The organism is Micromonospora sp. NPDC005252 (genome assembly GCF_042872475.1).
Taxonomy (GTDB): Bacteria; Actinomycetota; Actinomycetes; order Mycobacteriales; family Micromonosporaceae; genus Micromonospora.
Genome location: NZ_JBIAKN010000003.1, coordinates 287,309 through 299,804, shown reverse-complemented (window position 1 = coordinate 299,804; position 12,496 = coordinate 287,309). Strand labels below are relative to the sequence as shown.

Here is a 12,496-nt window from a genome sequence, read left to right as displayed (position 1 = left end):
CGGTGCTCGGTGTCACCGGCCTGACTACTTGAAAGTAACCTACGGTGCCGTAACCTGATGTCGTGACCACCTCCGCCCCGCTTCGCCTGAAGCCGGTCGACATCGGTAAGCCCCGGATGCGCGGCTGGCTGCACACGTACGCCTTCTTCGTCGCCGTGGTCGGCGGGATCGTGCTCTGCTCGATCGCCGCCACCCGACCGGGCTGGGCACCCCTGGTGAGCTGTGTCATCTACAGCCTGACGGTCTGCGGGCTGTTCGGCACGAGCGCCCTGTACCACCGTCGGGTGTGGTCGGAGCGCGGCTACCAGGTGATGCGCCGGCTGGACCACTGCATGATCTTCGTGTTCATCGCCGGCACGTACACCCCGCTCTGCGTCATGCTGCTCTCGACCCGGCAGGCCACCATCATGCTGGCCCTGGTCTGGGGTGGGGCCCTGGGTGGTGTGGCGCTGAAGCTGGTCTGGCCGCACGCGCCGCGCTGGGTCTCCGCGCCGCTCTACCTGGCGCTCGGCTGGGTCGCGGTCGCCATGCTGCCGGACATCCTGCACGGCGGCGGCGTCACGGCGTTGGTCCTGCTGATCGTCGGTGGTGCCATCTACAGCGTCGGCGCGGTGTTCTACGCGCTGCGCCGCCCCAACCCGTGGCCCACCGTCTTCGGCCACCACGAGTTCTTCCACGCGTGCACGCTGCTGGCGGCGCTGTGCCACCACATCGCGATCTACTTCGCACTGTTCGCCTGAGGCAGACCCCCACACACGCGAGCCGGGGCCCCGCCACGCTGCGGGACCCCGGAGTGTGCGAGCGAGGGATCAGACGGGGCGACCCGGCCGACGCACCTCGCGGTACTCCCGCATGACCTGGTCGTCCTGGACCGGCACCACCCGGTCGGCCACCACGCGCTCCTCGCGGACCGGGGCGGCGACCACGGTGCGGCGGCGGTTGTTCCAGAAGTAGAGGGTGGCGAGCAGGCCGGCGACACCGGCGAGCATCAACACCCAGCCGACCACGGCCAGGTTCAGCCAACCCAGGTCGGCCTCCACCGCGAATGCGAAGATCGCGCCCAGCGCGATCAGGAAGATGCTGCCACCAATGCCCATGTCTCGCTCCTCGGCTCTAACCTGGCGTACGGTCCGCCGCGGCCGTTGGTAGGGGTGCGGCATCCCTGGACTTACCCCGGCAGGAAGATCGCCAATCGGGCAAGCTGGTGGTATGACGGACAGCCACGCCGAGACGCGGACACTGGTGTTGCTCCGGCACGCGAAGGCCGAGCAGGGCAGCGAGGGTACGGACGACGCCGAGCGCCCGCTCAGCGCCCGCGGGGAGGCCGACGCGGCGGCGGCCGGCGCGTGGCTGGCCCACCGTGATCTGCTGCCCGACGTGGTGATCTGCTCGACCGCCCGGCGCACCCGCCAGACCTGGCACGGGGTGGCGATGGGGATGGCCGGTTCGCCGCCGGAGGGTGGGCCGACCGGTCCCCGCCCGACCGTCCGTTATGAGCCCGGCGCATACGACGCCCACCCCGAGGAGCTGTTGGCGCTGGTCCGTACCGCCGACTCGGCAGCTCGGGTCGTGCTGCTGATCGCCCACAACCCGGGCGTCTCGCTGCTGTCCGCGTTTCTCGACCCGGAGACGGTGGACGAGGAGGGTTTACGGACCGCCGAGCTGGCGGTGCACCGCGGCGTGTCCGCCTGGACGGAGTGGGGCCGAGGCGGGGCGCCGGTCGCGCAGCGGCACACCGCACGCGGCTGAGCCACCCGTCGGGCGCGACGGGTGGCTCAGGCGTACGTGCTCAGGCGGGCGTGGGTCAGGACGGCGGCGCGGTCGGCGGCGGGGGGTCCGGCGGCGGTGGCATCATCGCCGTCGGATGGGACAGCCGGTTCTCCTCCACGATGAGGGTCCGGGCCCGCTTGCGCCGGTCCTGCCAGAACCAGAGGGTGGTCAGCAGCACGGCCAGCCCGGCCAGGATGAACACCCAGCCGACCGCGCGCAGGTCTATCCACCAGACGTTGGCCCTGATCGCGAAGGTCATGATCGCGCCGAGCGCGATGAGAAAGATGCCGCTTCCTACACCCATGTGCGCTGCACTCCCCCGTGCGGTGGCTCTGGGCGTTCCCTTTCGTGGTCACGGCGGGTTACCCGCCACGGCACCGGCTTATCCGACCAGGCTCAGCCAATGTCTCGGCCGCGAAGCCAGCGACGGCCGGCGGGGCGGTTGCCCCACCGGCCGTCGACGTCAGCGCCGGGTGGTGCGACCCGGAACCGCTCAGGCGTGCCGTGGCACGGTCAGAAGGCCTCCTCCGGGAGGTCCATGATGTCGAGGTCGGCGCCCTCGATGATCCGCCGGTCGGCGCCGATGCGCGGCAGCACCTCGCGGGCGAAGAACCGGGCGGCGGCCACCTTGCCGGTGTAGAACGCCTTGTCGGTGGCGGAGACCTCGCCGGCCAGTGCCTTGAGCGCGACGTCGGCCTGCTTCTGCAGCAGCCAGCCGACGACCAGGTCGCCGATGGCCAGCAGGAACCGCCGGCTGCTCAGGCCGACCTTGTAGAGCGCGCGGGTGTCGCCGCCCTGCGCCTCGCCCAGCCAGCCGGTCAGCGTGCCGAGGATGTTCTGGATCTCGGCGAGCGCCTTGCCGAGCGCCTGCCGCTCCTCCTTGAGCTGGCCGTTGCCCGCCTCGGAGGAGATGAACTCCTGGATCTCGCCGGCGACCGCCATCAGCGCCTTGCCGTTGTCCCGGACGATCTTGCGGAAGATCAGGTCCAGGCTCTGAATGGCCGTGGTGCCCTCGTACAGGGTGTCGATCTTGGCGTCCCGGACGTACTGCTCCAGGGGGTAGTCCTGCAGGAAGCCGGAGCCGCCGAAGGTCTGCAGGGCCTCGTGGCCGAGCAGCTCGTACGCCCGCTCCGAACCGACGCCCTTGACCAGCGGCAGCAGCAGGTCGTTGACCCGCTTGGCCAGCTTGATGGCCTTCTCGTCGCCGGACGCCTCGGCGATGGCGACCTTGTCCTGCCAGGTGGCGGTGTAGAGAACCAGGGCGCGCAGACCCTCGGCGTACGACTTCTGCAGCAGCAGCGAGCGGCGGACGTCCGGGTGGTGGGTGATGGTGACCCGCGGGGCGGTCTTGTCCGCCTGCTGGACCAGGTCGGCGCCCTGCACCCGGTTCTTCGCGTACTCCAGGGCGTTGAGGTAGCCGGTCGAGAGGGTGGCGATCGCCTTGGTGCCGACCATCATCCGGGCGTACTCGATGATCATGAACATCTGCCGGATGCCGTCGTGCTTGTCGCCGAGCAGCCAGCCCTTGGCGGGTACGCCGTGCTCGCCGAAGGTCACCTCGCAGGTGTTGGAGACCTTCAGGCCCATCTTGTGCTCGACGTTGGTCGCGTAGACGCCGTTGCGCTCGCCCAGCTCACCGGTGGTCTCGTCGAAGTGGAACTTGGGCACCACGAAGAGGGACAGGCCCTTGGTGCCGGGGCCGCCGACGCCCTCCACGCCCACCGGGCGGGCCAGCACGTAGTGGACGATGTTGTCGCTCAGGTCGTGCTCACCCGAGGTGATGAACCGCTTGACGCCCTCGATGTGCCAGGTGCCGTCCGGCTGCTGGATGGCGCGGGTGCGGCCGGCGCCCACGTCCGAACCGGCGTCCGGCTCGGTGAGCACCATCGTGGAGCCCCACTGCTTGTCGATGAAGAGCTTGGCCCAGGCCTTCTGCCGCTCGGTGCCCTCGACGTGCAGCACGTGCGCGAAGGACGGGCCGGAGGCGTACATCCAGACCGGCGCGTTCGAGCCGAGCACCAGCTCGGCGAGGGCCCACCAGAGGGCCCGCGGGGCGTTGGTGCCACCCAGCGCGGGCGGCAGGTCCAGCCGCCAGAACTCGGAGTCCATGAACGCCTGGTAGGACTTCTTGAACGACTCCGGCAGCGGCGCGGTGTGCGTGGCCGGGTCGAAGACAGGCGGGTTGCGGTCACTGTCCGTGTAGCTGGCGGCCAGGTCCTCGCGGGCGAGGCGGTCCACCTCGGCGAGGAAGCTCCGGGCGGTGTCGGTGTCGAGGTCCGAGTACGGCTCCTGGCCGAACGCCCGGTCCGCCCCGAAGACCTCGAACAGGTTGAACTCGAGGTCCCGAAGGTTGCTCTTGTAGTGGGTCATGCTCGCTGGCCCCGCTTCCGGACAGGTGTTACCGATCAGTAACCCCGACTGTATTACTCGTGGGTAGGCAGCGACAAGCCGATCACGTAAGTGACGGCGATTACACAGTTGCGCGCCGGACGCCCCGCTCAGCTCTCGGCGGCGCCGACCTCCCAGCTCGGCACGGCCGACGTCGCGCCCGTGCGGGCACCGACGTACTCCATCAGGACCAGGGCGATGTCGTCGTCCAGGTGCCCGTGCACCCACTCGACGAGGGCCGTCTCCAGCGACGCGAGCCCGTCGGCGACCGTGCCGTGCCCGAGCAGCCGCCACGCCCGGTCGGCGGTGGGGAAGAATTCGCCGTCCCGCCGGGCCTCGCCGAGACCGTCGGTGAACAGGAGCAGGCGGTCGCCGGGCTCCAGGCGTTCCACGCGGGGGCGCACCACCGGCATGAACCCGAGGGGCGGCGCCGGCGCCGGCGGCTCCAGCGGGATCACCGCGCCCCGGCGCAGCAGCAGCGGCGACGGGTGCCCGCAGTTGACGATCGTGAGCGTCCCACCCCGCTCCTCGACCAGCGCGGCGGTCACGAAGTCCTCGTCGCCGACGTTGCGGGCCACCGCGCGGTCCAGGTCGGCGACGACGGCGCGCAGGTCGGCCCGCTCGTAGGCCACGTGCCGGTACGAGCCGAGGACGATGCTGGCCAGCCGAACCGCATCCAGGCCCTTGCCGCGCACGTCACCGATGATCATGCGGACGCCGTACGGGGTGTCGATCGCCTCGTACAGGTCGCCGCCGATCTCGGCCGTGGCGGTGGAGGAGATGTAGCGACCGGCCACCGAGAGCATGCCGACCTGCGGCCCGAGCGGGCGCAGCACCGCCTGCTGGGCCACCGAGGCCAGTTTGGTCAGCTCGGCGATCTGCTCCGCCTGCCGCTGGCGTATCGAGGCCACCGCCACGGCCAGCCCGCTCGCGACCGCGACGCCGACCACGTTGACCGAGGTCACCAGCATCATCCTCGGGTCGAACAGGGCGAAGCCCACCCCGATCAGGGTCGCCACGGCACCCACACCCAGCACCACCCGCCAGGCCGCCAGGGCGGCGGCCAGGACCGGGGCGGCCACCAGAAGCGCGACGTAGTGCGCCCGACGGCCGTCGGCCAACTCCAGCCCCGAGACGATCGCGAGCAGGGCGAGGGCCGCGCCGAGGCCGGCGCGGGATCCGGGGCTCAGCGGGCTACGGCCCGACTGGAGGAGTCGCGTGGGTACGAGGGACAGCATGCCTGATCCACGTGAACCGGTGAATGAACCTGGCCCGTCGTCCGAGGATGTTCTGTCCGGCCGGCCCAGCCCTGTGGCCGGATCGGCCGCCCCGGCTGCGCTCAGCCCAGCACCTCGTAGCGGACGGTCAGCGCGCCCACGTCGGTCGAGGCGATGGTCGCGAACGCGGCGCGGGACAGGTCCAGGCAGCGACCGTCGATGAACGGGCCACGGTCGTTGATGCGCACGACGACCGACTTGCCGCTGCTCGGGTTGGTCACCCGGACCTTGGTGTTGAACGGCAGCGTCTTGTGCGCCGCGGTCAACTCGTTCGGGTTGAACGACTCGCCGTTGGCGGTGAGCTGCCCGTCGGAGTAGAAGGAGGCGCCACACGAGCCGCTCTCCAGCACCTTCGCCGCCGCTGTGGTCTTCTTCGCGGTCGGGCGCGGCTTCGGCGACTCGGTGCGGGCCTTAGCCCGGGAGGCGGCCTGCGGCGACCGGCTGGCGGACGGGCTGGCCGTCACGCTCGGCGAGGCGCTGGCGCTCGGTGACGCGGTCGGGGAACTGGGGGCGAGGCTGGCGGGGGCGGTGGTCGGGGTGAGGTCGAGAGTCGCCTGACCCGACTGCCCGGAGCCCGAGGTCAGCTGGACGGCGCCGACGGTGCCCCCGACGGCGAGAGCGACGCCGACCGCAGCGGTGGCCGCGATGCCCGCCGGGGAGGAGAAGATGCGGGTACGGGAGTGCCTGCCTGCCACCGGCCCGGTCCTTTCGTCGACTGAACAAACCGGCTCGGACCGTAACGAGAGAAGCACTTCCGAAGTCAACGTGATCATGGTGATCTGCCCGTATTTGGCATAGTACGTGTAGCCGATCATCCGAGCCGGGGTGGGTCGACCGGCCCGGGTGCGGACGCGCCGAGCGCCCGTGCCGCACGATGGACGGATGCCCGCTGAGCTGACCGAACGCCTGGCCGCCCTGTTCCGGTGGATCGACCCCGGCCCGGACGCCAGCCACCTGGTCAGCGACATCTCCGGTTGGTGGCGCGACCCCACCGTGCTGGCCGAACTGGGACCGGCCCTGGTGGCGCCGTACCGGGCCGCCCGGCCGACGGTGGTGCTCGCCCCGGCGGTCACCGGCCTGCTGCTCGGGCCACTGGCCGCCACCGCCCTCGGGGTCGGCTTCGTCGCCGCCCACAAGCCCGGCGACGGGAGGTTGCCGGCCGGCCCGCTCACCTGGGCGCAGAGCCCGCCGGACTACCGGGGCCGGCAGGTCGACCTGGCCGTCCGGGACCGGCACCTCGGCCCCGACGACCGCGTTCTGGTCGTGGACGACTGGGTCCGCACGGGCGCGCAGCTGCACGCCCTCTACGACATCTGCGCCAAGCGCGGCGCGCAGGTGCTCGGCACCGCAGTGGTGGCCGTCGACTGCCCGCCCGAGACTGCCACCGCACTGCGGATCACCGGCCTGATCGCCGGCACGGATCTGCCGGGTTGACCTGAAGCCCACTTCACCTTCGACGATCGACGCATGAGCGACGGAATTCTCGACGAGGCGTACGACCGGCTGCACCGCACCGGACCCGAATACGAGGGCTGGCTCTCCAACCACGGCCCGATGGCCGTCGAGGCGCTGGCCCGGCACGGGCACGAGCAACGGGTGCACCGCTGGCTGGACGACTACCTCAGCCGGCTCGACGAGCTGCCCCGCGGGCTGCGCCCGATCGACGACTGGCGGGCGGCGCTGGGCGACGCGAAGCGGGCCGGTGACTGGCTGGCGTACTTCGACCGGCACCTGCGCGAGCAGCCGTGGCGGGACGTGCTCGGCACCTGGTGGCCCCGACTGCTGCCCGGCATCGCCGCCGGCGCCACGCACGGGGTGATCCGGGTCGGGCACGCCGTACGCGCCCTGCACCTGCACGAAGCGAACCCGCAGCGGCTCACCGAGCTGGGTCAGGCCCTCGGCTACTGGGCGGCACGCTGGCAGCCGGTGCCCGGCGCCGAGCGGCTGCTCGCCTCGGTCACGTCGAACCCACCCGAGGCCCACCCGGACGCCGCCGGGCCGGACGTGGCCGCCGCGCTGGCCGGGGTGCCCCGGATCGACGACCAGAGCGGGGGCATCCGGGATCGACTGGGTCGGCTGGTGGGCGTACCCCGATGGGAGCCTGCGCTCGCGGCGCTGCGCCCCGCGCGGACGCCGACCGAGGCGGAGCGCGGGCTCGTCACGCTCGTGCACCGTGCCGGCCTCGACTACCTGCGCTTCGGGCACGCGGAGCCGGTCATGCTGGTGCACGCGGTCACCGCGCCGACCGCCGTGCTGCGTACCCTGCCGGCTCTCGACCGGGCGCTGTGGGCGCCGAGCCTCGCCGCGGCCTGGGCCGCGACGGCGGCCGTGACCTCGGTGTACGCCCCGACCGACGGGATCGCCCCGCCGTCGGTGACCGTCGCGACCCCGGCGGAGGTCTTTGCTCGCGCGGCCCGACACGGCGACGCGCACGTGGTCAAGCTCGCCGACGCGGTCCTCGACGCCCACGCGGCCAGCGGTGACCAGCGGCTGCTCGACGCCGCGGGCTACGCCGGGCAGCTGATCTGAGCAGCGCCGGACGAATTGCGGCGGCGGTGCCGGCCGCGCTGGCCTAGCCTCGGCAGGATGTGGCCTCGGATCGGTGACCTGCGCACGCTCACCCTCGGCACCCCCGGCGAGCTGCGGGCGAGCCTGAACACCCTGGTGCTGGCCGGCGTGAAGACCGCGACGGCCGGCCGGCTCGCCGAGTACGCGGAAGAGGGCGAGGAGTTGGAGCAGGTCGGCGAACGGCTCGCGCTGGTCGACGACGACGACGCGCTGGCCGGCGTCGTGGAGATCACCGGCGTCGAGGTGGTGCGCTTCGGCGACGTGCCCTGGGAGTTCGCCCGCGCCGAGGGCGAGGGTGACCGCTCGATCGAGGAGTGGCGGGCCGGGCACTCGGCCTACTGGGCGCGGCTCGGCACCCCCGTCGACGACGACACCCCGATCGTCTGCCTGCGCCTGCGACTGGTCTCCGGCGGCGAGGGCGGCGTGGCCACCGGAGACCTGGGCACCTGAGCCGGCGCTATCCGCGCAGCTCGGGCAGCAGTCGCGTCGCCACGTCGGCCAGGACGGCCTCGTCGCCGGCGTACCAACTGCTCGCTCGCGGCCAGTGCGTCACCACGTCGGTGAAACCGAGTTCGGCGGCCCGACCGACCTGGTCGGCGAAGAACTGCGCGCTGCTGAGCGAGAACACCGGCGCGGCGTCCATCGACAGGTAGCGGTCCAGCGTCGCCGGGTCGCGGCCGGCCTCGTCCAGCGTCCGGTCCATCCGCGCCGACAGGGCCGACACGGTGCCCCACCAGCCCTCCACGTCATCGGCGTCGGTGCCGGTGGTCACCCAACCCTGACCGAACCGGGCCACCAGCCGCATCGATCGCGGGCCGTTCGCGGCGACGACGAACGGCACCCGCGGCTGCTGGACACAGCCGGGGTTGTTGCGGGCGTCCACCGCGGCGAACCAGTCACCACGCCAGGTGGTGCCGTCCTCCCGAAGGACCAGGTCCAGCAGTTCGGTGAACTCGGCGAACCGGTCGACCCGCTGGCGCGGCGGAAGCGTCTCACCGCCCAGCACCGCCGAGTCGAAGCCGATGCCGCCCGCGCCCAGGCCGAGCAGCAGCCGGCCGTCCGAGACGTCGTCCACCGTGGTGATCTGCCGGACGAAGGCGGCCGGGTGCCGGAAGTTCGGCGACGCCACGAGCGTCCCCAGCCGGATCCGGGACGTCACCGTGGCGGCGGCGGTCAGCGTGGCCATCGAGTCGAACCACGGGCCGTCGACCAGGTCCCGCCAGCCCAGGTGGTCGTACGTCCAGGCGTGGTCGAAGCCCCACTCGTCGGCCTGCCGCCAGCGACGCTGCGCCTGGGCCCAACGCTGGTCCGGGAGGATCACGATGCCAATCCGCATGATCGCCAGCCTAGCCGCGTCCGATACACCTGCTTTAGCATCCCGATGATGCGGAGGCCCGGGACGATGGTGCGACCGGCGACCCGGTCAGATGTGCCGGCGCTGGTGGAGCTACGCCGGGCCAACGCCGAGGCGCACCTCGCGCTGGACCCCGACGTCTACCGGCTGCCGGAGCGCGAGGCGGTCGTCCGTCACTTCACCACGGTGCTGGGCGACCGGGCCGGCGGGGACGCCATTCTCGTCGCGGAACACGACGGGCAGGTCGTCGGAATGGTCGAGGTGCTGCGCGTGGCCGAACCGCCCGCACACCAGATCCTGCGCCCGCAACCGTCGGCGCAGATCCACACGGTGGTGTCGAGCACCGCCCGGGGACTCGGGATCGGCTCGGCGTTGCTCGACGCGGCGGCCCGGTGGGCGACCGAGAACGGAATCACGAGCCTGTCGGCGGGCATCCACCACCGCAACGACGGCGCGGTGCGCTTCTACCGCCGCCACGGCTACGCACCCTCGGGCACCTTGCTCAACAGGCAACTCGAGGGCTAAGCCCCACCCGCCCGTGGCGGGGCGCCACGGACGCCGGGCTTTCGCTACGGTTCGGCCGTGGACCTACGGTCACGGCGGGCCGACACGGTACGAGCCTTCGGCACCCTGTCGCTGGTTGCCGGCTTCATGACGGCGCTGCTCACCCTGCCGTCCAGCACCGGCGGGCTCCAACCGCAGATCCTGGCCGCCTTTCTCATCCTGACCGGCATCGGTCTGCGGATCGAGGCGGCGATCATCGACCGCAGGCCATAACCCTCCCCCTGTGTGTCCCACGTCACAGTTGGTCGTGGTAGGGGCGTCCCGATCGGCTCCGACCTCGTTGCGAGCAGGCACCCGGTGGGCGCCGCCCGAGGAGAGGGAAGAAGCGACATGACGAAGGTGACCGCACAGCTGTCGGTGTCGGTGGACGGCTTCTACGCCGGCCCGCTGTTCGACGGCGACGGCGACTGGATCGACTCGGCCGAGAGCGCCGGCTTCTTTCGGATCACCCGCTGGGCGACCGACGCGATGGCGTGGCGCGAGCGGCAGGGCTTCGCCGGCGGCGAGCAGGACGCCAACTCCGACGTGATGGCCGAGACGTTCGACGCGGCCGGCGCGTACGTCATGGGCCGGCGGATGGCCGACGGCGGTGAGGTGCCCTGGGGCGAGGAGCCGCCGTTCCGCGCGCCGGTCTTCGTCGTCACGCACCGACCCCGCGAGACCCTGCTGCGCGGTGGCGGCACCAGCTTCACCTACGTCACCGACGGCGTGGCCAGCGCCGTCGAGCAGGCGCGCGCAGTGGCCGGTGGCCGGAACGTCGCCGTGGCCGGAGGCGGCAGCCTGGTCCGGCAGGTGCTCAAGGCCGGCCTGCTCGACGAGTTGGAACTGCACGTCGTACCGGTCGTGCTCGGCACCGGCCTGCGGCTGTTCGACGCGGACCTCGACCTCGGCGACAAGGAGGCCATCGAGCTGACGCCAACCCGGGTCATCCCCACCCCGCAGGTCACCCACATCCGGTACGAGGTGAGCGGTCGCGCCCCGCTCGTGCTCGACGACCGGGGCCGCGGCGGCGGCCCGACGGCGACCACGAACTGACCCGCACATTCATCAACCTCACGAGGAGCTTTTCATGCCACAACTGTTGCGGGTGCAGTGCTTCAACGTTTCGCAGGACGGGTTCGGCACCGGCGAGGGGCAGAGCCTGGAACGGCCCTTCGGCCACGCCGACCCCACCCCGCTGTTCTCCTGGCGTTCCGCCACCGCCAGCTTCGTGTACCGCACGGAGCCGGGCGGCACGCGCGGCCTGGACGACTACCTGACCCGCGACGCCGAGTGCAACATCGGCGCGGAGATCATGGGCCGCAACAAGTTCGGCCCCCAGCGTGGCCCCTGGGAGAACCACGATTGGCAGGGCTGGTGGGGGGACAACCCGCCGTTCCACACGCCGGTCTTCGTGCTCACCCATCACGTACGGCCGTCGTTCACCCTGTCCGACACCACGTTCCACTTCCTCGACGCCAGCCCCGCCGAGGCCCTGGCCCAGGCCAAGGAGGCAGCGGACGGTCGGGACGTACGCCTCGGTGGCGGGGTGGCCGTCATCCGCGAGTTCCTCGAGGCCGACCTGGTCGACACGATGCACATCGCCGTCGCGCCCGTCGACCTCGACCGGGGCGAGCGGCTGTGGGGGAGCCCCGACGAACTTCTCGACCGCTTCCACCTGGAGTCGGTGCCCAGCCCCAGCGGAGTCACCCATCTCCTGTTCTGGAGACGGTGACCGCCACTACAGGCGGGAGCCGTCGGCGCACAGATCTTGGACAGTTTCCGTTAGCAGCTAACGGAAACTGTCCAAGATCTGCGACCTGCGATGGCAGCGGCCAGTCCGAAGTCTTCGGTCGGGCCGAGGCGGAGTCCGGGCGGCGGTCCGGCAAAGGGCCCTTGACACATGCCCTAAGCCAGGCGGGAGAGGACCAGCAGCCGGTTGCCGTCCGGGTCGGTGACCCTGGCGGACCGCTCACCCCAGGGCTGGTCGACCGGCTCCTCGGTGACCGTCGCGCCACCCGCGCGCAGAACGTGCACGGCCGCGTCGCAGTCGTCGGCGTACACGCACAACTCCCAGCGGCGCGAGAGGGTGGGGTCGCCTGCATGCGGGTCGGCGGCCAGGCCCAGCTCGCTGCTGCCCAGCCGCAGGGCTACGAACTCCGGCTCACCGTCCTCCGGGAACCGGTAGGTCAGCTCGAAGCCGACGACGTCCCGGTAGAACGCGATCAACCGCGGCAGGTCGGGCGTCGTCACGATGGGAAAAGCCTCGGTGAACACGCGACCACCTCCTGACCGGACCCTAACGGGTAGGAGCGAGGCAGCCCAGGGACGTGCGCGCGCGGCAACATCGAAGGCGCTGACCGGGACTCTCGTCCTGGTCAGCGCCTCGGTCGTGGAGCGGGTGACGGGAATCGAACCCGCACTGTCAGCTTGGGAAGCTGATGTTCTGCCATTGAACTACACCCGCGGGCGGCACCACTGTACCCGAGTCGTCGAACCGGTGCACCCAGCCACCCCCACGCGCCGGCGGGACGCCGTCACCTCGGAAAAAGTTTCGTGACGGCAAGATATGGGCGTTCTCAAATGTGTCGATGGG

General features: G+C 71.6%; 16 protein-coding genes and 1 tRNA gene. 9 read left to right on the top strand and 8 right to left on the bottom strand.

The window, feature by feature from the left end; translation table 11 throughout:
- The first annotated feature begins 62 nt into the window (after positions 1-62).
- Positions 63-740, top strand: a complete 678-nt coding sequence (locus tag ACFYPH_RS10970; RefSeq protein ID WP_355063239.1) for a hemolysin III family protein — start codon at positions 63-65, stop codon at positions 738-740.
- Between the two features lie 69 nt (positions 741-809).
- Here ACFYPH_RS10970 and ACFYPH_RS10965 read toward each other — a convergent pair whose 3' ends face one another.
- Positions 810-1,097 carry a DUF6458 family protein gene (locus tag ACFYPH_RS10965; RefSeq protein ID WP_354854992.1) on the bottom strand — a complete coding sequence of 96 codons (288 nt, stop codon included), beginning with the start codon at positions 1,095-1,097 and terminating at the stop codon, positions 810-812.
- 112 nt (positions 1,098-1,209) lie between these two features.
- Between ACFYPH_RS10965 and ACFYPH_RS10960 the strand changes: the two genes are divergently transcribed.
- Complete coding sequence (locus tag ACFYPH_RS10960; RefSeq protein ID WP_387180931.1) at positions 1,210-1,749, top strand: SixA phosphatase family protein; 540 nt, start codon at positions 1,210-1,212, stop codon at positions 1,747-1,749.
- Between the two features lie 55 nt (positions 1,750-1,804).
- Here ACFYPH_RS10960 and ACFYPH_RS10955 read toward each other — a convergent pair whose 3' ends face one another.
- The 4 genes from ACFYPH_RS10955 to ACFYPH_RS10940 form a co-directional block, all read right to left on the bottom strand.
- Positions 1,805-2,074 (bottom strand): DUF6458 family protein, encoded by a 270-nt coding sequence (locus ACFYPH_RS10955; protein ID WP_007454197.1) that lies wholly within the window; start codon positions 2,072-2,074, stop codon positions 1,805-1,807.
- Between the two features lie 209 nt (positions 2,075-2,283).
- Positions 2,284-4,140 carry an acyl-CoA dehydrogenase gene (locus ACFYPH_RS10950; RefSeq protein ID WP_354854990.1) on the bottom strand — a complete coding sequence of 619 codons (1,857 nt, stop codon included), beginning with the start codon at positions 4,138-4,140 and terminating at the stop codon, positions 2,284-2,286.
- A gap of 128 nt (positions 4,141-4,268) precedes the next feature.
- Complete coding sequence (locus ACFYPH_RS10945) at positions 4,269-5,396, bottom strand: PP2C family protein-serine/threonine phosphatase (RefSeq protein WP_354854989.1); 1,128 nt, start codon at positions 5,394-5,396, stop codon at positions 4,269-4,271.
- Between the two features lie 101 nt (positions 5,397-5,497).
- Complete coding sequence (locus ACFYPH_RS10940) at positions 5,498-6,130, bottom strand: septal ring lytic transglycosylase RlpA family protein (protein ID WP_355063244.1); 633 nt, start codon at positions 6,128-6,130, stop codon at positions 5,498-5,500.
- Positions 6,131-6,317: 187 nt separating this feature from the next.
- On the opposite strand from ACFYPH_RS10940, the gene ACFYPH_RS10935 reads away from it, so the two are divergent.
- The 3 genes from ACFYPH_RS10935 to ACFYPH_RS10925 are packed head-to-tail and all read left to right on the top strand — an operon-like array spanning position 6,318 to position 8,453.
- Positions 6,318-6,869 (top strand): phosphoribosyltransferase family protein, encoded by a 552-nt coding sequence (locus ACFYPH_RS10935; protein ID WP_363939841.1) that lies wholly within the window; start codon positions 6,318-6,320, stop codon positions 6,867-6,869.
- A 33-nt stretch (positions 6,870-6,902) separates the two neighbouring features.
- Positions 6,903-7,964, top strand: a complete 1,062-nt coding sequence (locus tag ACFYPH_RS10930) for a hypothetical protein (protein WP_387180926.1) — start codon at positions 6,903-6,905, stop codon at positions 7,962-7,964.
- A gap of 57 nt (positions 7,965-8,021) precedes the next feature.
- Entirely contained in the window at positions 8,022-8,453 is a 432-nt protein-coding gene (locus ACFYPH_RS10925) for an ASCH domain-containing protein (RefSeq protein ID WP_354854983.1), read from the top strand.
- 7 nt (positions 8,454-8,460) lie between these two features.
- Here the strand turns inward: ACFYPH_RS10925 and ACFYPH_RS10920 are convergent, their stop codons facing one another.
- Positions 8,461-9,339 carry an LLM class flavin-dependent oxidoreductase gene (locus tag ACFYPH_RS10920; RefSeq protein WP_363939844.1) on the bottom strand — a complete coding sequence of 293 codons (879 nt, stop codon included), beginning with the start codon at positions 9,337-9,339 and terminating at the stop codon, positions 8,461-8,463.
- Between the two features lie 48 nt (positions 9,340-9,387).
- Here ACFYPH_RS10920 and ACFYPH_RS10915 point away from each other — a divergent pair, with 48 nt between their 5' ends.
- The 4 genes from ACFYPH_RS10915 to ACFYPH_RS10900 all read left to right on the top strand — a co-directional run bounded on the left by ACFYPH_RS10915 (position 9,388) and on the right by ACFYPH_RS10900 (position 11,635).
- The gene (locus ACFYPH_RS10915) at positions 9,388-9,882 is read left to right on the top strand and encodes a GNAT family N-acetyltransferase (RefSeq protein WP_387180923.1); all 495 of its coding nucleotides are present in this window, start codon (positions 9,388-9,390) and stop codon (positions 9,880-9,882) included.
- A 57-nt stretch (positions 9,883-9,939) separates the two neighbouring features.
- Positions 9,940-10,134: a hypothetical protein gene (locus tag ACFYPH_RS10910; protein WP_355063254.1), complete on the top strand. Its 195-nt coding sequence runs from the start codon at positions 9,940-9,942 to the stop codon at positions 10,132-10,134.
- Positions 10,135-10,251: 117 nt separating this feature from the next.
- Positions 10,252-10,956: a dihydrofolate reductase family protein gene (locus ACFYPH_RS10905; RefSeq protein WP_387180920.1), complete on the top strand. Its 705-nt coding sequence runs from the start codon at positions 10,252-10,254 to the stop codon at positions 10,954-10,956.
- Positions 10,957-10,990: 34 nt separating this feature from the next.
- Positions 10,991-11,635 carry a dihydrofolate reductase family protein gene (locus ACFYPH_RS10900; RefSeq protein WP_387180918.1) on the top strand — a complete coding sequence of 215 codons (645 nt, stop codon included), beginning with the start codon at positions 10,991-10,993 and terminating at the stop codon, positions 11,633-11,635.
- 173 nt (positions 11,636-11,808) lie between these two features.
- Here ACFYPH_RS10900 and ACFYPH_RS10895 read toward each other — a convergent pair whose 3' ends face one another.
- Positions 11,809-12,177, bottom strand: coding sequence for a VOC family protein (locus ACFYPH_RS10895; protein ID WP_354854973.1), 369 nt, complete (start codon positions 12,175-12,177; stop codon positions 11,809-11,811).
- A gap of 116 nt (positions 12,178-12,293) precedes the next feature.
- Positions 12,294-12,367 (bottom strand) — tRNA-Gly (locus ACFYPH_RS10890).
- Positions 12,368-12,496 lie beyond the last annotated feature (129 nt).

Coding starts and splice junctions, on each gene's coding strand:
- ACFYPH_RS10920 (WP_363939844.1), bottom strand. CDS start 9,339: ATGCGGATTGGCATCGTGATCCTCCCGGACCAGCGTTGGGCCCAGGCG.
- ACFYPH_RS10905 (WP_387180920.1), top strand. CDS start 10,252: ATGACGAAGGTGACCGCACAGCTGTCGGTGTCGGTGGACGGCTTCTAC.
- ACFYPH_RS10935 (WP_363939841.1), top strand. CDS start 6,318: ATGCCCGCTGAGCTGACCGAACGCCTGGCCGCCCTGTTCCGGTGGATC.
- ACFYPH_RS10900 (WP_387180918.1), top strand. CDS start 10,991: ATGCCACAACTGTTGCGGGTGCAGTGCTTCAACGTTTCGCAGGACGGG.
- ACFYPH_RS10945 (WP_354854989.1), bottom strand. CDS start 5,396: ATGCTGTCCCTCGTACCCACGCGACTCCTCCAGTCGGGCCGTAGCCCG.
- ACFYPH_RS10960 (WP_387180931.1), top strand. CDS start 1,210: ATGACGGACAGCCACGCCGAGACGCGGACACTGGTGTTGCTCCGGCAC.
- ACFYPH_RS10955 (WP_007454197.1), bottom strand. CDS start 2,074: ATGGGTGTAGGAAGCGGCATCTTTCTCATCGCGCTCGGCGCGATCATG.
- ACFYPH_RS10965 (WP_354854992.1), bottom strand. CDS start 1,097: ATGGGCATTGGTGGCAGCATCTTCCTGATCGCGCTGGGCGCGATCTTC.
- ACFYPH_RS10915 (WP_387180923.1), top strand. CDS start 9,388: ATGCGGAGGCCCGGGACGATGGTGCGACCGGCGACCCGGTCAGATGTG.
- ACFYPH_RS10950 (WP_354854990.1), bottom strand. CDS start 4,140: ATGACCCACTACAAGAGCAACCTTCGGGACCTCGAGTTCAACCTGTTC.
- ACFYPH_RS10925 (WP_354854983.1), top strand. CDS start 8,022: ATGTGGCCTCGGATCGGTGACCTGCGCACGCTCACCCTCGGCACCCCC.
- ACFYPH_RS10930 (WP_387180926.1), top strand. CDS start 6,903: ATGAGCGACGGAATTCTCGACGAGGCGTACGACCGGCTGCACCGCACC.